Raw genomic sequence first — 20,372 nt, 5'->3', positions numbered from 1 at the left:
GATCCCCCTCACATGGCAAAGCTGAACCAGCCGACGACGAGCGGACGGAAGTCCGCCCAGCGCAAGACCGGTCGCCGTCACCCCCTCGCCACCCTCGCGCTGATCGCCATCGGCCTCGGTCTGACCGGCGGCGTCTACGCCGTCGCGACGTCGACCTCGTCGGCCTCCGCCGAGACCGCCACGGCCTCGCAGCAGCAGATCGATGACGGCCAGAAGCTCTTCGAAGCGAACTGCGCCACCTGCCACGGCATGAACGCCGTCGGCACCACGGTCGGCCCGAGCCTCATCGGCGTCGGTGCGGCCGCGGTGGACTTCCAGGTCGGCACCGGCCGCATGCCGATGGCCTCGAGCGGCCCCCAGGCGCAGGAGAAGACGCCGCAGTTCACGCAGGCGCAGACCGACCTGCTCGCCGCCTACATCGCGTCGCTGGCCCCGGGGCCCGGCGTGCCGGCCGAGCAGTACACCGACGGCAAGGGCGACGCCGCAGCAGGCGCCGAGCTCTTCCGCATCAACTGCGCCATGTGCCACAACGTGGCGGGCGCGGGCGGCGCGCTCACCGAGGGCAAGTACGCCCCGCCGCTCAAGGGCGTCACCCCCGTGCACATCTACGAGGCCATGCTCACCGGCCCGCAGAACATGCCCGTCTTCAACGATCGGAACATCACGCCGACGCAGAAGGCCGACATCATCACCTATCTGACCTTCCTCGAGAAGAACCCCTCGCCCGGCGGCTTCGCCCTCGGCGACCTCGGCCCCGTCGCCGAGGGTCTGTTCCTCTGGATCTTCGGTCTCGGCTCGATCGTGGGCCTCGCCGTGTGGATCACGGCAAAATCCAACTGACGATCGAACCGACGACAACACAGCAGCGCAAGAAGGAGAGCAATGGCACAGGACGATAGCGGGAGCGTCGAGCTCGCCGAGACGTCGTCGACCGCCGTCGAGCACCCGGCCGAAGAGCACCGTCTCGGCGACCCCGGCACCGCGGTCGTCCTCGCGGACGCGCCGGTCAACCCCGGGTTCCCGGCCCACCGGCCCCGCCTCGGTGACATCGACCCGAAGCAGAACCGCCGGAACGAACGCACCATCTTCACGCTGTTCTATCTGTCGATCGCCGGCAGCGTGTGGGCCATCGCGGCCTACCTCGCGTTCCCCATCGAGTCGGGCGACCTGCACGACGTGCGCCTGTCCACGCTGTTCATCGGCCTCGGCATGGTGCTCGCACTGCTCGGCATCGGCATCGGCGCTGTGCACTGGGGCAAGGCCCTCATGGCCGACCACGAGGGCATCGACATCCGCCACCCCGTGCGCGGAACGGACGAGACCCGCGAGCGCTCCATCGAGATCTTCGAAGAGGCCAACGAGGAGTCCGGTTTCGGTCGCCGCACCCTGATCCGCAACTCGCTGATCGGCGCGCTCGTCGCCTTCCCTCTCCCCGCGGTCGTGCTGTTCCGCGGGCTCGCGCCGCAGAACGTCGACCCCGTCAAGGAGCTCAAGCACACGATGTGGGCCAAGGGCACGCGGCTCACGAAGGACCCGACCGGTCTGCCGATCAAGGCGTCAGATGTCACGATCGGCTCTGTCTTCCACGTGATCCCCGACGGGCTGACCGACCGCGCCGACGCACTCGAGCAGAAGGCCACCGCGGCCGTGCTGCTCATGCGGCTCAAGCCCGAGCAGTTGCACGTCTCCCCCGATCGCAAGGACTGGAACTACCACGGCATCGTGGCCTACTCCAAAATCTGCACCCACGTCGGCTGCCCCGTGGCCCTCTACGAGCAGCAGACCCACCACCTGCTGTGCCCGTGCCACCAGTCGCAGTTCGACATCACGCACGAGGCGCGCGTGATCTTCGGTCCGGCCGGCCGGCCGCTGCCGCAGCTGCCCATCACGGTCGATGACGAGGGCTACCTCGTCGCGCGCAGCGACTTCCACGAACCCGTCGGCCCGAGCTTCTGGGAGCGCAATTCATGAGCACGAGCACTGAGACCCCTCGCGCCGAGTCCGCTCGCGGCGGAATCCCGCCGGTCAAGCGCGACGGCTTCTTCGGCGCCACCGCCAACTATCTCGACGAGCGCACGAGCATCTCGGCCGTCGTCAAGGAGTTCGGCCGGAAGATCTTCCCCGACCACTGGTCGTTCCTGCTCGGCGAGGTCGCGCTCTACAGCTTCGTGGTGATCCTCATCACGGGCGTGTTCCTGACGTTCTTCTTCCAGGCGTCGATGGCCCAGGTCGTCTACAACGGCCCGTGGGTCCCCCTCAAGGGCATCCCGATGTCGGCCTCGCTCGACTCGACGCTGCACATCAGCTTCGAGGTGCGCGGCGGTCTGCTGATCCGCCAGATCCACCACTGGGCGGCGCTGCTCTTCGTGGCATCTATCGGCCTGCACATGCTGCGCATCTTCTTCACCGGTGCGTTCCGCAAGCCGCGCGAGATCAACTGGGTGATCGGCTTCACGCTGTTCATCCTGGCTCTCGCCGAGGGCTTCACCGGCTACTCGCTGCCCGACGACCTGCTCTCCGGCAACGGCCTGCGCATCATCTCGGGCATGATCGAGGGCATCCCCCTCGTCGGCACCTGGATCAACTTCCTGCTGTTCGGCGGGGCATACCCGGGCACCGCGATCGTTGGCCGCCTGTACACCCTGCACATCCTGCTGCTGCCGGCGCTCGTCGTCGCGTTCATCGCGATCCACCTCGTGTTCGTGGTCGTGCACAAGCACACCCAGTTCGCAGGCCCCGGCCGCACGCAGAACAACGTGGTCGGCTACCCGATCCTCCCCGTCTATGCGGCGAAGGCCGGCGGCTTCTTCTTCATCGTGTTCGGCGTCATCGTGCTGATGGCCTCGCTCTTCACGATCAACCCGATCTGGGAGTACGGGCCCTATGACCCCTCCCCCATCTCGGCAGGAACCCAGCCCGACTGGTACATCGGCTTCGCCGACGGCATGCTGCGCCTGATGCCGCCACATCTCGAGACGTACTGGCTGAGCCGCACCTGGTCGTGGTTCATCATCATCCCGATCGCGATCCTCGGCATCTTCATCGTGCTCGTCTGGATCTACCCCTTCATCGAGGCGTGGGTCACCGGCGACAAGCGGGAGCACCACATCCTCGACCGCCCGCGCAACGCGGCGACCCGCACGGCCATCGGCGCCGCCGGCGTCGTGTTCTACGCGGACATGTGGGCTGCGGCATCCGGTGACCTCATCGCCACGCACTTCAAGCTGACTATCGAGGGCGTGACGCACGTCATCCAGATCATGCTGATCGTGGGCCCGATCCTCGCCTACTTCATCACGAAGCGCATCTGCATCGCGCTGCAGAAGAAGGACCGATCGCTCGCGCTGCACGGCTACGAGTCCGGCCGCATCGTGCGCCTGCCGGGCGGCGAGTTCATCGAGGTGCACCAGCCCGTCGACGAGTACACGCGCTGGCACCTGGTCAGCCAGGAGGGCTACGCGCCGCTTGTGCTGCGCCCGGACTCACGCGGCCGCATCACCCAGGCAGCCCGCTTCCGCGCCGCGATGTCACGCTGGTTCTTCCAGGACCGCCTGACGCCGCTCACGCAGACCGAGATCGAGGCGGCCGCACACCACGGCCACGGCGAGCACACCCCCGAGCTCGAGGGCGCCTCGCACTAGACGCTCCACGCCGATTCGGGCATCGCATGTCTGTGCAGACTCTTGCTGCATGGCTGCGGTGCCCGAATTGCTTTAGGGAGCTGGGGGCGCCGGATGCCGCGGGCCGCGTGCTCGGCTGCGAGACCGGCCATCGCTTCGACGTCAACCGGCGTGGCTACGTCACTCTGCTGCCGCCCCGCTCGCGCGTCGCCGGCGACAGCGCGGCGATGCTCGACGAGCGCGACGCGCTGCTCTCCTCCGGCGCCTACACGCCGATCCGCGATGCGCTGATCGAGGCTGTGCGCCCGTTTGAGCCGCGAACGGTGCTCGATTCCGGCACCGGCACCGGCTGGTATCTGCACGGGCTTCTCGACGTGCTGTCCGGCCGCGCACGCGGCCTCGCCTCAGACCTCTCCCCCGCTGCAGTCGCACGCGCCGTACGCGGCCGCCCCGATGTCGACGGGCTGGTCGCCGACGTGCACGCACCGCTGCCGGTGCGGGATGAGGCGGCGGATGCTGTGACCGTCGTCTTCGCGCCCCGGAATCCGCCCGAGTTCGCGCGTGTGCTGCGAACAGGCGGAGTGCTCGCCGTCGTCGTGCCGCGCCCTGACCACCTCGCCGAGCTGCGCACCGTCACCGACATGCTCGACGTGCCCGCGGGGAAGGCCGAGTCGGTCGAGGACTCGCTCACGGAGTGGTTCGGTCCAGCATCCGCCCGCCACGTGAGCCATGAGCTGCCGCTCACCGTCGGGCTCGCGCACCAGCTGCAGGGCATGGGGCCGTCCGCGCATCACATGGCGGCCAGGGTCGAGGCATCCACCCCGCCCCTGCCCTCATCCGTCACCGTCTCGGTCGACGTGCTCGCCTTCACGCGCCGCTGAGCCGCGCACGCGCGATAGGAACCGGGCGCAATGCGCACGACCGGCCCTACCTCGCGGCCCAAACGGTAGGAACATTCGTGCGCATTGCGGCTCGGTCCTACGCCGCGCGGTATGACAGCGCCCGAGAAGGTGACTATCTGACGACCCGACGACGACGGCCGCGCCCAGTCGTCGCTAAGTCCGCGGATCCTGCGAAAACAGGCGACTTTGTGACGACCGGATGCGACACGCGAAAGCGCCCCTCCACCGAGGCGGAGAGGCGCTTTACACGCGGAGACTAGCGGGCGAAGTGGCCGCGGTAGTACTCGAAGACCCAGCCGGCCAGCGCGACCAGCAGGATCGGGACGCCGATGAACGACACCCAGAAGCCGACCGCGAGCCCCAGAGCGATGACGGCGATCGCCGCGCCCAGCACGAAGGGCCACCAGCTCCACGGGCTGAAGTGGCCGATCTCGGGGTCGGCGTCGTCGATGTTCGCATCGAGACGGTCCTCGGGCAGCAGGTTGCCGTAGCCCTTGGCCGTGCGGCCGAGGAAGAAGGCGAGGAACACACCCAGGATCGCGGACAGCGTGAGCGCGACGGTGCCGACGAACTCGATGTGGCCGTGGTAGTAGATCAGCGACCAGACCGAGTAGGTCGCCGCCATGATGGCGAAGAAGATCGCGAGGATCCAGAAGATGATCGAGTTAGACCGCACTGGGGTTGCTCACCTTCTCGCCCACCGTGGCGTTGGCTGCAGGATCGATGATTCCGGAGACCTCGGGGTGGTTGAGGTCGAAGGCCGGCGACTCCGAGCGGATGCGCGGGATCGACGTGAAGTTGTGCCGCGGCGGCGGGCAGCTGGTCGCCCACTCGAGCGAGCGGCCGTAGCCCCACGGGTCGTTCACGGTGACCTTGGGCGCGTTGCGGGCGGTGATGTACACGTTCAGCAGGAACGGGATCATCGAGACCGCGATCGTCATGGCGCCGATGGTCGACAGCTGGTTCATCCACGTGTAGCCGTCGGATGCCGCATACGTGTAGTAGCGGCGGGGCATGCCGACGACGCCGAGCCAGTGCTGGATGAGGAACGTCGTGTGGAAGCCGATGAACAGCAGCCAGAAGTGCCAGACGGCGAGCTTCTCGTTCAGCATCTTCCCCGTCCACTTCGGCCACCAGAAGTAGAAGCCGGAGAACATCGCGAAGACGACGGTTCCGAAGACCACGTAGTGGAAGTGGGCGACGACGAAGTAGCTGTCGGAGACATGGAAGTCGAGTGGAGGCGACGCCAGGATGACGCCGGTGAGCCCACCGAAGGTGAACGTCACGAGGAAGCCGATGGCGAAGAGCATCGGCGACTCGAACGTGAGCGAGCCGCGCCACATCGTGCCGATCCAGTTGAAGATCTTCACGCCGGTCGGGACCGCGATGAGCATGGTCATCAGCGAGAAGAACGGCAGCAGCACCGCACCGGTGACGTACATGTGGTGCGCCCACACCGACACCGAGAGCGCCGCGATCGAGATCGTCGCGTAGATCAGGGTCTTGTAGCCGAAGATCGGCTTCCGGCTGAAGACAGGGAACACCTCTGAGACGATGCCGAAGAACGGCAGCGCGATGATGTAGACCTCCGGATGGCCGAAGAACCAGAACAGGTGCTGCCAGAGCAGCGCCCCGCCGTTGGCCGCATCGAAGATGTGCGCTCCGAAGACGCGGTCGGCGCCGGCGGCGAAGATCGCGGCGGCGAGCACCGGGAAGGCGAGCAGCACCAGGATCGAGGTGACCAGCGTGTTCCAGGTGAAGATCGGCAGACGGAACATCGTCATGCCCGGGGCGCGCAGAGTGATGATCGTCGTGATGAAGTTCACCGCGCCGAGGATCGTGCCGAAGCCTGAGATGCCGAGGCCGAAGAACCACAGGTTCCCGCCGTCACCCGGCGAGAACGTCGAGTTCGCGAGCGGCTGGTAGGCGAACCAGCCGAAGCTCGCCGCACCCTGCGGGGTGAGGAAGCCGAGGACCGCGATCGCGGAGCCGAAGTTGTACAGCCAGTAGGCCAGCGCGTTGAGTCGCGGGAAGGCGACGTCGGGGGCGCCGATCTGCAGCGGCATGATCGCGTTCGCGAAACCGGCGAACAGCGGGGTCGCGAACATGAGCAGCATGATCGTGCCGTGCATCGTGAACAGCTGGTTGTACTGCTCGCGGGTCGGCACGACGTCGAGGCCCGGCGCGAACAGCTGTGCGCGGATGATGAGGGCCATCACGCCACCGATGCAGAAGTAGACGAACGACGTGACCAGGTACATGTACGCGATCGTCTTGTGGTCGGTGGAGGTGATCCAGTTGACGAGGATGTTGCCCTTACGGTCGAACGAGTTCTTCGTGTAGGGCAGCGCGGCGGTTGTTGAAGTCATGATCCTTGTTCGCCTCAGTCCGTGCCGTTGCTGGTGAAACCGGAGTCGGTCCCGTTGCCGGGGAGGTTCTGGTTGCGGTTCTCGTCGTCGCCGAGCGAGCCGGTGAAGCCCTGGGCCTTCAGCGCGTCGATGTGTGCGTCGTAGTCTGCCTGCGAGACGACCTTGACGCGGAACAGCATCGCCGAGTGGTACTCACCGCACAGCTCGGCGCAGTCGCCCTTGTACGTGCCGATGCGGGTCGGTGTGACGTACATGTGGTTGACGTGCCCGGGGATGACGTCCTTCTTGTAGAGGAACGCCGGAACCCAGAACGAGTGGATGACGTCACGCGACTTGAGCGTGATGTCGACCTTCTCGTTGACGGGCAGGTACAGGGTCGGCAGCTGGGCTTCGTCGACGTTGCCGTGGGTCGGGCCCTGAGCGGCGTTCGACGCCGGCTGCGCCTGGATGCCCGGGTCGTACACGCCGTTGGTCGTGTAGTCCCAGTCCCACGCCCACTGCTTGCCGTAGACCGTGACCTTGAGGTCGGGGTGCGCGTACGGCTTCTCGATCGCGTCCTGGTCCTTCGCGGTGAAGGCGAAGAAGCCGATGATGAGGATGAACGGCACGATCGTGTAGAAGATCTCGATCGGCATGTTGTAGCGCAGCTGCACCGGAAGGCCGGTCTGGCCCTTGCGGCGGCGGTACACGACGACAGCCCAGATGATCAGGCCCCACACGATGATGCCGACGACGAGCAGCACGATCCAGCTGGTCACCCAGAGGCCGGCGACGCGGCTCGTCATCGTCGTGACGTCTTTCTCGCCCTTCACGAAGCCGGGGAGGTAGCCGTGCAGCTGATCCTGGGAACAGCCGGCGAGTACCAGAGCGAGCGATGCTGCGATCGGGATCGCGGCCCATCGAATACGACGAGTGTGACGCACCGGTGACCTTTCGTGTGGAACGTTGGGGGACCTTCGCTTAGCCTAGCGCGCTCCCGAAGCCGTGCTGATGTGGTACAGGGGCCGTGGCGTGCGGATTAACGAGTTCAGGCCGCCTCGAAAGGCGGCCTGAACGTTGCAGACGACAAGATCAGTGGAAGCTGTCGCCGCACGCGCACGAACCCTGCGCGTTGGGGTTGTCGATCGTGAAGCCCTGCTTCTGGATGGTGTCCTCGAAGTCGACGGTCGCGCCGTCGAGATACGGCTGGCTCATCTTGTCGACGATCACCTCGACGCCTTCGCCGAACTCGACAACGCCGTCGCCGTCGAGCATCCGCTCGTCGAAGTAGAGCTGGTAGATCAGGCCGGAGCAGCCGCCGGGCTGCACCGCGAGACGCAGGCGCAGATCGTCGCGGCCCTCCTGCAAGAGCAGGCTCTTGATCTTGTCTGCTGCCGCGTCGCTCAGAAGGACGCCGTGCGCCTTCTCGTCGACCTGGGGTGCCACTGCGGTGTCGGTCATGCCGAGCTCCTCTCCGGGTAAGTCTGCGCTCAGTGTAAGCAGATCACGCTTGATTTCGGTTGAGTCTCGACAGCAAAAGCGCCTCGGTGAGGATCGCGCGCCGGAAGACCCCGAGGTGCAGCGACTCGTTCGGGCTGTGCGCCCGCGTGTCAGGGTCCTCGACGCCGGTCACGAGGATCTGCGCGTCGGGGAACACCCGGACAAGGTCCGCGATGAAAGGGATCGAGCCGCCGATGCCGGCCTCGACGGGAGCTTTGCCCCAGGCATCCGTCATCGCCTGCTTCGCCGCCTGCGCCGCCCAGCCGTCGGTGTCGACGAGGAACGGGTCGCCGCCCTCGATATCCGAGAACGAGAGCTGCGCGCCGAACGGCGCGTTCGCCTCAAGGTGCGCGAGCAGCGCGTCACGGGCGTCATCTGATGCCTGACCAGGCGCCACGCGCATGCTGATGCGCACCGTGACGGACGGCACGAGCGTGTTCGAGGCGTTCGCGATCGACGGTGCGTCGATGCCCGTGACGGTGATGGACGGCTGGAACCAGAGGCGGTCGAGAACGCTTCCAGTGCCGATCGCGCGCACCCCGTCGACGAAGGCGGCCGAGGCCGCGAGCTCGGCCTCGTCGAACGGCGGCGTCGGCGCGTCGTGGTGCGTGAGGCCGGAGACGGCGACCGAGCCGTTCTCGTCCCACAGCGTCGACAGCAGCTTGATCGCGGCGAGCATCGCGTCAGGCGCGGCGCCGCCCCACATGCCCGAGTGCGAGGCGTGGCCGAGGGTCGTGACCGTCAGGTTGAAGGCGCACGCGCCGCGCAGGGCGACGGTGAGGTTCGGGGTCTCGGTGTCCCAGTTGTCGCTGTCGGCGACGACGATGACATCGGCGGCGAGGGCGTCGCGGTTGTCTTCGAGGAAGTTCACGAAAGAGTGCGAGCCGTGCTCCTCCTCTCCCTCGATGAAGACGGAGAGGCCGAGCTCGAGCGGGTCCGCGGTCTCCGCAAGCGCACGGATCGCCGCGAGGTGCGAGACGACGCCCGCCTTGTCGTCGGCGGCGCCGCGGCCGTACAGCCGGTCGCCGACGACGGTGGGCTCGAAGGGCGTGGTCTGCCAGTTCGCCTCGTCGCCGGGCGGCTGCACGTCATGGTGGGCGTAGAGCAGCACGGTCGGCCTGCCGTTCCGCGCCGCGCGCGTCGCGAGCACCGCCGGATGGCCGAGTTCGCCGTCGGGGAAGCCGGCCTTCTGCGCGCGCTTCACCTCGACGGTGTCGAAGACACCGGTGCCGCGCAGCAGCTCGGCCACGGCATCCGCGCTCGCAGCCACGTGGGCCGCATCGAACGCGGGCCATGACACCGAGGGGATGCGCACGAGCTTGCCGAGTTCGGCGACGGCCGCGGGAAAACCCCCTGCGACGGCCTCGGCGATGGAGTGATCTTGGGATTCGGCTGAGGGGGCGGCATCCGTCATGCGGCTAAGCTTAATCAGATAGGAAACCCGAGGAATCGCCGTGTTCAACCGCTCCAAATCTGATGCTCCGACCGTCGCCGACGCGAACGAGGCCGCCCGCGCGCAAGCCGAAGAGATCGCATCGGGCAAGGGCCACGCCACGCCCAGCAGGAAGGACCGCGAGGCCGCGAACCGCCGCCCGCTCGTCCCCGCCGATCGCAAGGCTGCGCGCGTCGCCGACCGCGACCGTGCCCGCACCGACCGCGAGCGCCAGCAGGCCGGCATGGCTGCGGGCGACGAGCGCTACCTGCCGGTGCGCGACAAGGGCCCGCAGAAGAAGTTCGCGCGCGACTTCGTCGACGCGCGCTGGAGCGTCGGCGAGTTCCTCATTCCCGTCGTGGTCGTGCTGCTGCTCGTGACCTTCCTGCCCTTCCCGGCCGCCACCAAGAACACGATCTCCTCCTATGTATTGATCGTCGTCTGGGGCTTCTTCCTGCTCACCGTCATCGACTGCCTGGTCATGGGCGGCCTGCTCGCCAAGCGGCTGCGCGAGAAGTACGGCACGGTCGAGCGCGGCGTGCGCTGGTACGCTTCGATGCGCGCGATCCAGCTGCGGCCGCTGCGCATGCCGAAGCCGCAGGTCAAGCGCGGCCAGCAGCCGTCTTGATCGTTGCGGCCGCCGACGGCTCAGCCCTCGGCAATCCCGGCCCGGCCGGCTGGGCGTGGTACGTCGACGACGACCGGTGGGCCGCAGGCGGCTGGCCGCACGGCACCAACAACCAGGGCGAGCTGATGGCCGTCGTCGACCTGCTCGAGCAGACCGCTGCCGCCGGGCTCGCGCGCGAGCGGCTCACGGTGCTCTGCGACAGCCAGTACGTGATCAACACCGTCACCAAATGGATTCCCGGGTGGAAGCGCAAAGGGTGGCGGAAGGCCGACGGCTCCCCCGTGCTCAACCTCGAGCTCGTCAAGCGGCTCGACGAGCTGGTCGCGGGGCGCGACGTCGCGTTCGAGTGGGTCAAGGGTCACGCGGGGCACGCGATGAATGAGGCGGCGGATGCCAGGGCGCGCGCCGTCGCCACGGCCTTCCAGCGCAAGAGCCCATCCATTCCGGCTGGGCCGGGGTGGAGTGGGGCTGCCGCGTCGACCGAGGCGGCAGCAGAATCCGCCGCCGTCACGGCCGAGCCCCAGCCTGCGCTCTTCGACGCCGCGCCGGAGCCCGAGCGCGACGAGGAGCTCGTCGTCAAGCTAGAGCGCCTGCTGCTGACGCCGGAGGTGCGCGGCGACGCCTCGCGGCTCGCCGAACTGCTGCACCCCGACTTCGAGGAGATCGGCGCGTCAGGGCGGCTGTGGGATCGCGACACGACAATCCAGGCGCTGCTGTCCGCGCCGGACTCGGGAGCCGAGGTCTCGGCCGTCATCGGGGTTTCGCGGCCGGCATCCGACGCCCTGCTCGTCATCTTCGAGACGTCGGGCCCGCGCGGTCTCGCCCGCCGCTCGTCGCTGTGGGTGCGCACCGCCTCGGGGTGGAGGCTGCGCTTCCATCAGGGGACGCCTGCGGCCTGACCGCCGCCCCGCCTTTCTTCCGGAAGGGATTCGAGGGACGCGCCGTGCGCCGGGTTGCGACACACCGCCGGGAGGCGCGAATCTCTTCCGCTGGGAGCGCAAGGAGACATCCGTGATCGAGCTGGTGAACTACGACTCCGATTGGCCGACGATGTTCGCGGTGGCCGCCGCCGAGCTGCGCCGCATCGAGCCCGCGTGGCTGATCGAGCACATGGGCTCGACTTCGGTTCCCGGGCTCATCGCGAAGCCGCTCATCGACATCGCTGTTCGCCGCACCGGCGAGGGCGATGTCGATCGGCATCGCGCCTCACTCGAAGAACTCGGGTGGAGTCTCAACGCCGGCGGTCCAGCGAATCGAGTCACGTTCGTGCGTCGAGATGCAGCGGGCAATCGCACGCACCACGCCCATTTCTTCCGGCCTGAGCTCTGGGAGGGCGCGAACCAGCGCATCTTCCGCGACTGGCTGCTGACCCACGATGACGAGCGCGAGCTCTATGCCGCGGCGAAGCGGGCGGCAGCGGCAGAGAGCGTCGACGGCGCCGACTACACGAAGCGCAAGACGGCTGTCGTGCAGCAGATCACGAACCGGGCGCGAGCGGCGCGCGGATTGCCGCCCGTCGATGTCTGGGAGAAATGAGCAGCCGCTCAGAACCTGAGCACGCGCCCGCCAGCGAGGCTCACCTTGAGCCGCGATAGGGCGGCCGTGCGGCTCTGCGTCGGGAACCACGGGCGACCGGGCGCCACCAGGATCAGCAACCCGTGCACGTCTCCGACCGGGGCGAACGATTCGCCTGGCGGGTTCGCGTACGGCTCGATCCCCGCTGCCGCAAGCTCGGCCGCGGTTGCGAGCACGTCAGGCACAGCGAGGCCGATCTCGCTGACGCAGAGAAGCTGCTGGGGCCCGAAGTCGCCTGCCACCGCGTTGTCGAGGTCGCGCCGTTCGATCAGCTCGAGAATCGAGCCGTCTGGCCCGTAGAAGTACAGCGAGCTCGAGTTCCAGCTCGGCGGCCCGTCGAACTCGTCGACCCCGCCGAGGCCGAGCAGGGGTACCCGCGCCTCGAGCCAACCTCGCGCCGCTGCGAACGACCCCGTCGGGATCGTGAAGGCGAGGTGCTGATCGCCCGCGGCATCCGTGTCCTCTTGGAAGACGAGCACGCTCGAGCCGATCGCCACCGTCACCTCCCCGGGCTCGCGCACCACGTGCAGTCCGAGCACGCCCGCGTAGAAGGCGGCCGTCTCGTCGAGCGCACGTGTTGTGAGGACAACGTGTGTGATCTCCATCGATCCCTCCCCCGATTCCCCAAGCTCACACCACGCGGCGGATGAGGCAACGGAACAACCGCCGCAGCACTTGCAACGCGATCTCGGAGTGCCGACGAACATCCTCGCCACGCGCCTGCGCGAGCTCGAAGCGGCCGGTGTGCTGTCCCGCCTGCCCCTGCGCCACAACACCCGGGCCTACGCACTGACCGATCGCGGGTTCGCGTTGCGCGAGGCGATCATCGCGCTCGGACGTTGGGGGGCGGAGGAGGATCTGAGCTAGCGGGAACGGTCAGCCGACGGCGCGGTTCTGCGTCAAGATTCTCTTGACAGACCACGTCGTCAATCATAGGTTGACAGCATGAAGACCTCGTCCCCTCGTCCAGCAGCTGCGGCGCTTCTGCCGCTCGTGGTCGTGCCGATCCTCGCCGTCACCGTGATCGGCCGCTTCGACGGCGTTCCCGATTTTGTGCTCGGCCTCGTCTACGGCGCCTCGATCGCCCTCATGCTCGGGTTCTGCGTGTTCGCCGGAGCCGAACTGCGCGCCACACGCCATCGCAATGGCCGCCGTCGCCTCGACGACCTCGACCCGCTCGGCGAACTGCCACCCGACACGGACAACCAGCGATGACCGCCGCGCAGGCGGTGACGGAGGCTGAGGCGCAGGCTATCCGCGACGCAGTGGCCGACGCGGTGATCCGCACGCCCCATGGCCTCGGCGGCGCCCTCGAGACCGAGCCGGCGGCCGCCCTCACCCTCGTCGACTCGGCGCGGGTCGCTTCAGAGGAGGCCAGCCGCCTACTGCGCGAGTCGATCAGCGGGGCGCGCAGCGCCGGCCACAGCTGGGATGCGATCGGCCGTGTGCTCGGCGTCAGCAAGCAGGCTGCGCAGCAGCGCTTCGGCACCTCGCCGGCGCCCGTAGCGACGGGCTCGCGCCGGGTTCTGTCGCCGGTCACCGCATTCGACGAGATGGCGGCACTTGCCGAAGCCGGCCGCCACGGCTGGCACTCGGTCGACTACGGCACACTGCACCACGTGCTGGAGAAATCCGATGAGCAGTGGGAGCACCAGCGCGTAGTCTGGGGAACCGGCTCGCGCGGCAGGCTGACGGCGGACGGCTGGCAGCTGATCCGCCACAACACCTTCCCCTGGGGCTACTGGGCACGCCCCACGGGCGCTCCTGCAGCGCCTGAAGGCCGAGCCTGAGGGCTGAGAGTGCGCGCCCATGGCGGAAGGGATTCGGGCGGCACGCCGTGCGCGAGTCCGCGACACGCGGGCATGCGGGCCGGATCCCTTCCCTCAGGGCACCGGCTCCCGCGCGCAGGCCTCCGCTACTTCTTCAGCAGCTTGTCGAGGCCGCGGTTGATCGAACGCACCCAGAGCGGCCCTGAGTAGATGAACTCGCTGTAGCCCTGCACGAGGGTCGCGCCCGCGGCGAGGCGCTCGGCGACATCGGCTGCGGTGCGCACGCCGCCGACGGAGATCACGCACATCGTCGCCGGCACATGCTCGCGGATGAGCTTCAGCACCTCGAGCGAGCGCGGGGCGAGCGGCGCCCCCGACAGACCGCCGGGGCCGAGAGCGGCGACCGCCGAAGCATCCGTCGCGAGCCCCAAGCCGTCGCGCGCGATCGTCGTGTTCGTCGCGATGATGCCGTCGAGGCCGACATCGACGGCCAGGCCCGCAATGCGTACCACCTCGTCATCGCTGAGGTCCGGAGCGATCTTGACGAGCACCGGAGTTCCTGCCGAATGCAGTCGGACGGTCTCGAGGATGGGGGCGAGCTTCTCGATCTCCTGCAGGCCGCGCAGACCGGGCGTGTTCGGCGACGACACATTGACGGCGAGGTAGTCGGCGACCGGAGCCAGCACCGACGCGGACTCGCGGTAATCGTGCAGCGCGTCGTCGACCTCGACGACCCGGCTCTTGCCGATGTTGACGCCGAGCACGGGGCGCGGGCGCAGTCGCTCGACGTGCCGCAGCCGCTGTGCCGCAGCGGCCGCGCCGTGGTTGTTGAAGCCCATGCGGTTGATGAGGGCGCCATCGGCGATCAGCCGGAACAGCCGCGGCTTCGGATTCCCCGGCTGGGCGATCGCGGTGAGGGTGCCGACCTCGACGTGGCCGAAGCCGAGGCCGCCGAGGCCCATGACGATCTTGCCGTCCTTGTCGAACCCGGCCGCGAGGCCGAACGGCGTCTCGAAGGTGCGGCCGAGGGTATGTACGGTGATGTCGGTGCGCGGGCGGGTGAAGTCGTGCACGAGCTGAGACAGCCCGAGCGCCTGGATCACCTGGATGAACACGTAGGCGAGGTGGTGGGCCCGTTCCGGGTCCATACGCTTGAAGACGAGGTTGAAGATGATCCGGTACATGCCGAGATCAGAATATCGGGGCTATTCGGATGCCGGCGCGTGGTCGCGACGCAGCTGGCCGATCGCCGACTCGAAGTCGTCGAGCGAGTCGAAGGCCAGATAGACGCTCGCGAAGCGCAGGAACGCGACCTCGTCGAGCTCGCGCAGCTCGGGCAGCACGGCGACGCCGATCTCGTTGGCGTCGATCTGGGAGGCGCCGGTGGCCCGGATGGTCTCCTCCACCTTCTGCGCGAGGACCGCGAGGTCGGTGTCGGTCACCGGTCGACCCTGGCACGCCTTGCGCACCCCCGCGATGACCTTCTCGCGGCTGAACGGCTCGACGACGCCCGAGCGCTTGATCACGTTGAGGCTCGCGGTCTCGATCGTCGAGAAGCGGCGGCCACACTCGGGGCACTGCCTGCGACGCCGGATCGAGAGGCCGTCGTCACTCGTGCGCGAGTCGATCACGCGGGAGTCAGGGTGGCGGCAGAACGGGCAGAACATGCCGGAACCCTAACCCTCGAACCTGGCCGTGATCGCCTCGCCGTGCGCGGGGAGCGACTCGGCATCGGCGAGCGAGACAATGCGGTCGTGCAGCTCGGCCAGCGCAGCCCGGTCGTACTCGATGACCTGCTGCGGGCGCAGGAACGAGTATGCGCCGAGCGCGGCCGAGTAGCGCGCGGCGCCGCCGGTCGGCAGCACGTGGTTCGAGCCGGCCATGTAGTCGCCGAGGCTCACCGGCGAGTAGCCGCCGAGGAAGATCGCGCCGGCGTCCGCGATGTTCGCGAGCGTCGCGTGCGGGTTCACGGTGTGCAGTTCGAGGTGCTCGGGGCCGTACGCGTTGCTGATCGCCGCGGCGACGATCTCGTCCTCGACGAGGATGATCGCCGACTGCGGGCCGGCGAGCGCCGTCGCGGCGCGCTCGGAGTTCGCGGTGTCGGCGGCCCGCTGCTCGAGAACCTCGGCCACGGCATCCGCCAATTCGGTCGAATCGGTGACCAGGACGCTCGCCGCCGCCTCGTCGTGCTCGGCCTGGCTGAGCAGGTCGGCCGCGACGAGCGCGGGGCTCGCGGTCTCGTCGGCGATGATCAGGATCTCGGTCGTGCCGGCCTCTGAATCGATGCCGACGACGCCGCGCACCAGCCGCTTGGCGGCGGCGACATAGATGTTGCCGGGGCCGGTGATGATCTGCACGGGCGCGAGGCCGGCGTCGGGCACACCGTAGGCGAGCGCGCCGATCGCTCCGGCGCCGCCCATCGCCCAGACCTCGTCGACGCCGAGCAGGCCGGCCGCCGCGAGGATCGTCGGGTGCGGCAGGCCTCCGAACTCCTTCTGCGCGGGGCTCGCGAGGGCGAGCGATCGCACGCCGGCGGCCTGAGCGGGCACGACGTTCATCACGACGCTCGACGCGAGCGGCGCCTTGCCGCCGGGCACGTAGAGGCCCGCGCGGTCGACGGGCTGCCAGCGCTGCACGACCGTCGCACCGTCGGCGAAGGTGGTGGTCTGCGGCGGCGGCACCTGCGCGGCGCTGCCCTTGCGCACGCGCACGATCGCCTCGTCGAGGGCCGCGCGCACCGTCGGGTCGAGCCCGTCGACTGCGGCCAGGATCGCTTCGCTCGGCACGCGCAGGGCCGGCGGGCGGATGCCGTCGAAGCGCTCGCTCTGATCGAGAAGCGCACTCGAGCCGCGCTCTCGCACCGCCGCGATCAGCTCGGCCGCGGCCTGCGACGCCACCTCGACATTGACGACGGGGCGAGGAACCAGGGTGCGGAGATCGGCCGTCGCCAGGTCGATTCCGCGCAGGTCGATGGTGCGCATAGGCCGTTAAGCCTACCGGCGACTCACGCCAGGCACGCCGGCCCCAGGAGCCCCTTGAGCTCGCCGAACAGGTCAGGGGTGACGGAGACCTGGTAGGGCAGCTCGAAGATGCGCGCGACTCCCCCGCGGGTGAGCCTGAGGCGCACCTCGTTCGCGCCGGCGTGCCGGATCAGCACGTCGCCGAGCTCGGTGACGACGTCGACGGTCGCCCGATGCTCTGGCATCGTGAGGACGAGAGGACCTGAGACCCCGCTCGACTGCTCGAACTGCAGCGTGACGAGGTTGTAGGCGTGCAGGTTCATGCCGTCGTCGCGCATCGACACGCGGCCGCGTACGGTCACGATCGAGTCGGCGGTCAGTGCGGGCGCGAACTCCTGATACGCCTTGCCCATGAACATGACCTGGATCTCGCCGCCGAAGTCCTCGACGCTGATGATCCCGTACTGGTTCCCTGACTGCTTGGCGACGCGGTGCTGGACGCCGGTCACGAGGCCCGCGATCGTCACCTGGTCGCCGTCCTGCGTGGCCTCGGAGCCCGTGAGGTCGGCGATCGACGTCGACGCCTGCTTCGCGAGGTCGAGCTCGAGCCCCGCCAGGGGATGGTCGGAGACGTAGAGCCCGAGCATCTCGCGCTCGAAGGCGAGCTTGTCGCGCTTGCTCCACTCCGGTCGATCGGGCACGACCGAGATCGGGCCGGTGCCGGCGTCGGCCGAGGCATCCGCCATGAGCATGTCGAAATCGAAGCCCGCCTGCCCGGTAGCCTCGACGCGCTTCTCGTTCACGACCGACTCGACGGCGCCCTCGTGGATCTCGAGCAGCGCGCGCCTGCTCGCGCCGAACGAGTCGAACGCGCCCGCCTTGATGAGCGACTCGACGGTGCGCTTGTTCGCGACGTGCAGCGGCACCTTCTTCAGGAAGTCGTGGAACGACTCGAAGCGGCCCTTCTCGGTGCGGGCGGCGACGATGCCGTCGACGACGTTCATGCCGACGTTGCGCACGGCGCCGAGGCCGAAGCGGATGTCGGAGCCGACGGCCGCGAAGAACCCGATCGACTCGTTCACGTCGGGCGGCAGCACCTTGATGCCCATGCGGCGGCACTCGTTGAGGTAGATCGCCATCTTGTCCTTCGAGTCGCCGACGCTGGTCAGCAGCGCGGCCATGTACTCGGCGGGGTAATGGGCCTTGAGATATGCGGTCCAGTAGGAGACGACGCCGTATGCGGCCGAGTGCGCCTTGTTGAAGGCGTAGTCGGAGAACGGCAGCAGGATCTCCCACAGCTTGTCCATCGCGGACTTCGAGTAGCCGCGCTCCTGCATGCCCTCGTAGAAGCCCGCCTGCTGCTTGTCGAGCTCCGACTTCTTCTTCTTGCCCATCGCGCGGCGCAGGATGTCGGCCTGGCCGAGCGAGAAGCCGGCGACCTTCTGCGCGATGGCCATGACCTGCTCCTGATAGATGATCAGGCCGTAGCTCGTGTCCAGGATGTCTTTGAGCGGCTCTGCGAGCTCGGGGTGGATCGGGGTGACCTCTTGCAGGCCGTTCTTGCGCAGCGCGTAGTTGATGTGCGAGTTCGCGCCCATCGGGCCCGGGCGGTACAGGGCGATGAGCGCCGAGATGTCTTCGAAGTTGTCGGGCTTCATCTGCCGCAGCAGCGCGCGCATCGGGCCGCCGTCGAGCTGGAAGACACCGAGGGTGTCGCCACGGGTCAGCAGTTCGTATGCGGGCCGGTCGTCGAGGGCGAGGCCCTCGAGGTCGAGCTCGGTGCCCGTGTTGGCCTTGATGTTGTCGAGGGCGTCGCTGATGATCGTCAGGTTCCTGAGGCCTAGGAAGTCCATCTTGATGAGACCCAGCGCCTCGGCGGCGTGATAGTCGAACTGGGTGACGATCTGCCCGTCCTGCTCCCGCTTCATGATCGGGATGACGTCGATGATCGGGTGGCTCGACATGATGACGCCGGCGGCGTGCACGCCCCACTGGCGCTTGAGGCCCTCGAGGCCGAGCGCCGTGTCGAACACGGTCTTGGCCTCGGGGTCGGCCTCGATAACGGCGCGGATGTCGACGGCCTCTTTGAAGCGCGGCGCGTCTTTGCGGAAGATGTCGCCGAGCGGGATGTCCTTCCCCATCACCGCGGGCGGCATCGCCTTCGTGAGCTTCTCGCCCATGGAGAAGGGGAAGCCGAGCACGCGGCCGGCGTCCTTCAGGGCCTGCTTCGCCTTGATGGTGCCGTAGGTGACGATCTGCGCCACGCGCTCGGAACCGTACTTCTCGGTGACGTACTTGACCGCCTCGAGGCGGCGCCGGTCGTCGAAGTCGACGTCGAAGTCGGGCATCGAGACGCGATCGGGGTTGAGGAAGCGCTCGAAGATCAGGCCGTGCTGCAGCGGGTCGAGGTCGGTGATGCGCATGGCGTATGCCGCCATCGAGCCGGCGCCGGAGCCACGGCCGGGACCCACGCGGATGCCGTTGTTCTTCGACCAGTTGATGAAGTCGGCGACCACGAGGAAGTAGCCGGGGAAGCCCATCTGGGTGATGATGCCGATCTCGTAGTCGGCCTGCGCCCGCACCTTCTCGGGGATGCCTGCCGGGTAGCGCTTCTCAAGGCCGGAGTTGACCTCTTTCACGAACCAGCTCGCCTCGGTCTCGCCCTCCGGCACGGGGAAGCGCGGCATGTAGCTCGCCTTCGTGTCGAACTCGACGTGGCAGCGCTCGGCGATGGCGAGCGTGTTGTCGCAGGCATCCGGATGATCGCGGAAGATCTGCCGCATCTGCTCCGGCGTCTTGAGGTAGAACTCGTCCGCGTCGAACTTGAAGCGGTTCGGGTCGTTCAGCGTCGAGCCGGACTGCACGCACAGGAGCGCCGCGTGGCTCGTGTGGTCCTCCGCATGCGTGTAGTGCAGGTCGTTCGTGGCCACCAGCGGCAGCCCGAGATCTTTCGCGAGCTTGATGAGGTCGCCCATGATGCGGCGCTCGATGCCGAGGCCGTGGTCCATGATCTCGGCGAAGAAGTTGTCTTTGCCGAAGATGTCGCGGAACTCGGCGGCAGCCTCGACCGCCTCCTTGTACTGGCCGAGCCGCAGCCGCGTCTGGACCTCGCCCGACGGACAGCCCGTCGTCGCGATGATGCCCTTCGCATAGGTGTTCAGCAGCTCGCGGTCCATGCGGGGCTTGAAGTAGTAGCCCTCGATGGACGCCAGCGACGACAGCCGGAAGAGGTTGTGCATTCCCTCGGTCGTCTCGGCGAACATCGTCATGTGCGTGTAGGCGCCGGAGCCCGACACGTCGTCGCCGCCCCCGTCGCCCCAGCGCACGCGGGTCTTGTCGGTGCGGTGCGTGCCCGGCGTCAGGTAGGCCTCGGTGCCGATGATGGGCGTGATGCCCTTCGCCGTCGCCGTCTCCCAGAACTCGAAGGCGCCGAACATGTTGCCGTGGTCGGTGACGGCCACCGCCGGCATCCCCAGCTCGACCGCTGCGTCGACGAGCGGGCCGAGACGGGCGGCGCCGTCGAGCATCGAGTACTCACTGTGCACGTGCAGGTGGACGAACGAGTCGGATGCCATGCGAACGATTCTCTCCCAGGCGTCCGACATCGCCGGAGCGCTCGGGGCGTGCCGCCGCGACAC

20 protein-coding genes are annotated in these 20,372 nt (G+C 68.2%); 10 read left to right on the top strand and 10 right to left on the bottom strand.

Going from position 1 to position 20,372, the window contains the following annotated elements; translation table 11 throughout:
* The first annotated feature begins 12 nt into the window (after positions 1 to 12).
* Genes qcrC through D7I44_RS15425 form a run of 4 tightly spaced genes read left to right on the top strand, consistent with a single transcriptional unit; the run spans position 13 to position 4,501 of the window.
* A complete protein-coding gene (gene qcrC, locus D7I44_RS15440) occupies positions 13 to 840 on the top strand; it encodes a cytochrome bc1 complex diheme cytochrome c subunit (RefSeq protein WP_120790310.1) in 828 nt (275 codons plus the stop codon).
* A 42-nt stretch (positions 841 to 882) separates the two neighbouring features.
* Positions 883 to 1,971 (top strand): cytochrome bc1 complex Rieske iron-sulfur subunit, encoded by a 1,089-nt coding sequence (gene qcrA, locus D7I44_RS15435; protein WP_120790309.1) that lies wholly within the window; start codon positions 883 to 885, stop codon positions 1,969 to 1,971.
* Positions 1,968 to 3,641 (top strand): cytochrome bc1 complex cytochrome b subunit, encoded by a 1,674-nt coding sequence (gene qcrB, locus D7I44_RS15430; RefSeq protein WP_120790308.1) that lies wholly within the window; start codon positions 1,968 to 1,970, stop codon positions 3,639 to 3,641. The genes qcrA and qcrB overlap by 4 nt, the downstream gene beginning before the upstream one ends.
* A gap of 32 nt (positions 3,642 to 3,673) precedes the next feature.
* Positions 3,674 to 4,501, top strand: coding sequence for a methyltransferase domain-containing protein (locus tag D7I44_RS15425; protein WP_245979731.1), 828 nt, complete (start codon positions 3,674 to 3,676; stop codon positions 4,499 to 4,501).
* 277 nt (positions 4,502 to 4,778) lie between these two features.
* Here the strand turns inward: D7I44_RS15425 and D7I44_RS15420 are convergent, their stop codons facing one another.
* From D7I44_RS15420 to D7I44_RS15400, 5 genes are all read right to left on the bottom strand, one after another.
* Positions 4,779 to 5,198 carry a cytochrome c oxidase subunit 4 gene (locus D7I44_RS15420; RefSeq protein ID WP_120790306.1) on the bottom strand — a complete coding sequence of 140 codons (420 nt, stop codon included), beginning with the start codon at positions 5,196 to 5,198 and terminating at the stop codon, positions 4,779 to 4,781.
* On the bottom strand, positions 5,188 to 6,891 hold the full coding sequence (ctaD, locus tag D7I44_RS15415; protein ID WP_120790305.1) for an aa3-type cytochrome oxidase subunit I: 1,704 nt from the start codon (positions 6,889 to 6,891) through the stop codon (positions 5,188 to 5,190). Before ctaD ends, D7I44_RS15420 begins: the two co-directional genes overlap by 11 nt.
* Positions 6,892 to 6,905: 14 nt before the next feature.
* On the bottom strand, positions 6,906 to 7,814 hold the full coding sequence (gene ctaC, locus D7I44_RS15410; protein ID WP_120790304.1) for an aa3-type cytochrome oxidase subunit II: 909 nt from the start codon (positions 7,812 to 7,814) through the stop codon (positions 6,906 to 6,908).
* A 148-nt stretch (positions 7,815 to 7,962) separates the two neighbouring features.
* Positions 7,963 to 8,331, bottom strand: coding sequence for a HesB/IscA family protein (locus D7I44_RS15405; protein WP_120790303.1), 369 nt, complete (start codon positions 8,329 to 8,331; stop codon positions 7,963 to 7,965).
* Between the two features lie 43 nt (positions 8,332 to 8,374).
* Positions 8,375 to 9,784, bottom strand: coding sequence for a dipeptidase (locus D7I44_RS15400; RefSeq protein WP_120790302.1), 1,410 nt, complete (start codon positions 9,782 to 9,784; stop codon positions 8,375 to 8,377).
* Between the two features lie 40 nt (positions 9,785 to 9,824).
* On the opposite strand from D7I44_RS15400, the gene D7I44_RS15395 reads away from it, so the two are divergent.
* The 3 genes from D7I44_RS15395 (at position 9,825) to D7I44_RS15385 (ending at position 11,966) form a co-directional block, all read left to right on the top strand.
* The gene (locus D7I44_RS15395; protein WP_120790301.1) at positions 9,825 to 10,430 is read left to right on the top strand and encodes a DUF3043 domain-containing protein; all 606 of its coding nucleotides are present in this window, start codon (positions 9,825 to 9,827) and stop codon (positions 10,428 to 10,430) included.
* Complete coding sequence (locus D7I44_RS15390) at positions 10,427 to 11,329, top strand: ribonuclease HI family protein (RefSeq protein WP_120790300.1); 903 nt, start codon at positions 10,427 to 10,429, stop codon at positions 11,327 to 11,329. Before D7I44_RS15395 ends, D7I44_RS15390 begins: the two co-directional genes overlap by 4 nt.
* Before the next feature lie 112 nt (positions 11,330 to 11,441).
* Positions 11,442 to 11,966, top strand: coding sequence for a GrpB family protein (locus D7I44_RS15385; protein WP_120790299.1), 525 nt, complete (start codon positions 11,442 to 11,444; stop codon positions 11,964 to 11,966).
* An 8-nt stretch (positions 11,967 to 11,974) separates the two neighbouring features.
* Here the strand turns inward: D7I44_RS15385 and D7I44_RS15380 are convergent, their stop codons facing one another.
* Positions 11,975 to 12,610: a VOC family protein gene (locus D7I44_RS15380; protein WP_162940319.1), complete on the bottom strand. Its 636-nt coding sequence runs from the start codon at positions 12,608 to 12,610 to the stop codon at positions 11,975 to 11,977.
* Between D7I44_RS15380 and D7I44_RS15375 the strand changes: the two genes are divergently transcribed.
* The 3 genes from D7I44_RS15375 (at position 12,600) to D7I44_RS15365 (ending at position 13,795) form a co-directional block, all read left to right on the top strand.
* Positions 12,600 to 12,872 carry a winged helix-turn-helix transcriptional regulator gene (locus D7I44_RS15375; protein ID WP_120791000.1) on the top strand — a complete coding sequence of 91 codons (273 nt, stop codon included), beginning with the start codon at positions 12,600 to 12,602 and terminating at the stop codon, positions 12,870 to 12,872. The genes D7I44_RS15380 and D7I44_RS15375 overlap by 11 nt on opposite strands.
* A gap of 78 nt (positions 12,873 to 12,950) precedes the next feature.
* Positions 12,951 to 13,220 (top strand): hypothetical protein, encoded by a 270-nt coding sequence (locus D7I44_RS15370; protein WP_120790297.1) that lies wholly within the window; start codon positions 12,951 to 12,953, stop codon positions 13,218 to 13,220.
* A complete protein-coding gene (locus D7I44_RS15365; RefSeq protein ID WP_120790296.1) occupies positions 13,217 to 13,795 on the top strand; it encodes a hypothetical protein in 579 nt (192 codons plus the stop codon). Before D7I44_RS15370 ends, D7I44_RS15365 begins: the two co-directional genes overlap by 4 nt.
* A gap of 125 nt (positions 13,796 to 13,920) precedes the next feature.
* On the opposite strand, the gene D7I44_RS15360 is transcribed toward D7I44_RS15365, so the two are convergent.
* The 4 genes from D7I44_RS15360 to dnaE are packed head-to-tail and all read right to left on the bottom strand — an operon-like array spanning position 13,921 to position 20,309.
* A complete protein-coding gene (locus tag D7I44_RS15360) occupies positions 13,921 to 14,958 on the bottom strand; it encodes a quinone-dependent dihydroorotate dehydrogenase (RefSeq protein WP_120790295.1) in 1,038 nt (345 codons plus the stop codon).
* Between the two features lie 21 nt (positions 14,959 to 14,979).
* Complete coding sequence (gene nrdR / locus D7I44_RS15355) at positions 14,980 to 15,441, bottom strand: transcriptional regulator NrdR (RefSeq protein WP_120790294.1); 462 nt, start codon at positions 15,439 to 15,441, stop codon at positions 14,980 to 14,982.
* Between the two features lie 9 nt (positions 15,442 to 15,450).
* Positions 15,451 to 16,755, bottom strand: a complete 1,305-nt coding sequence (hisD, locus tag D7I44_RS15350; protein ID WP_120790293.1) for a histidinol dehydrogenase — start codon at positions 16,753 to 16,755, stop codon at positions 15,451 to 15,453.
* 23 nt (positions 16,756 to 16,778) lie between these two features.
* Positions 16,779 to 20,309 (bottom strand): DNA polymerase III subunit alpha, encoded by a 3,531-nt coding sequence (gene dnaE, locus D7I44_RS15345; RefSeq protein ID WP_120790292.1) that lies wholly within the window; start codon positions 20,307 to 20,309, stop codon positions 16,779 to 16,781.
* Positions 20,310 to 20,372: the final 63 nt, after the last annotated feature.

Source organism: Gryllotalpicola protaetiae (assembly GCF_003627055.1).
GTDB classification, from domain to species: domain Bacteria; phylum Actinomycetota; class Actinomycetes; order Actinomycetales; family Microbacteriaceae; genus Gryllotalpicola; species Gryllotalpicola protaetiae.
The sequence above is the reverse complement of the archived record's forward strand: the minus strand, read 5'-3'. Positions and strand labels throughout refer to the sequence as shown.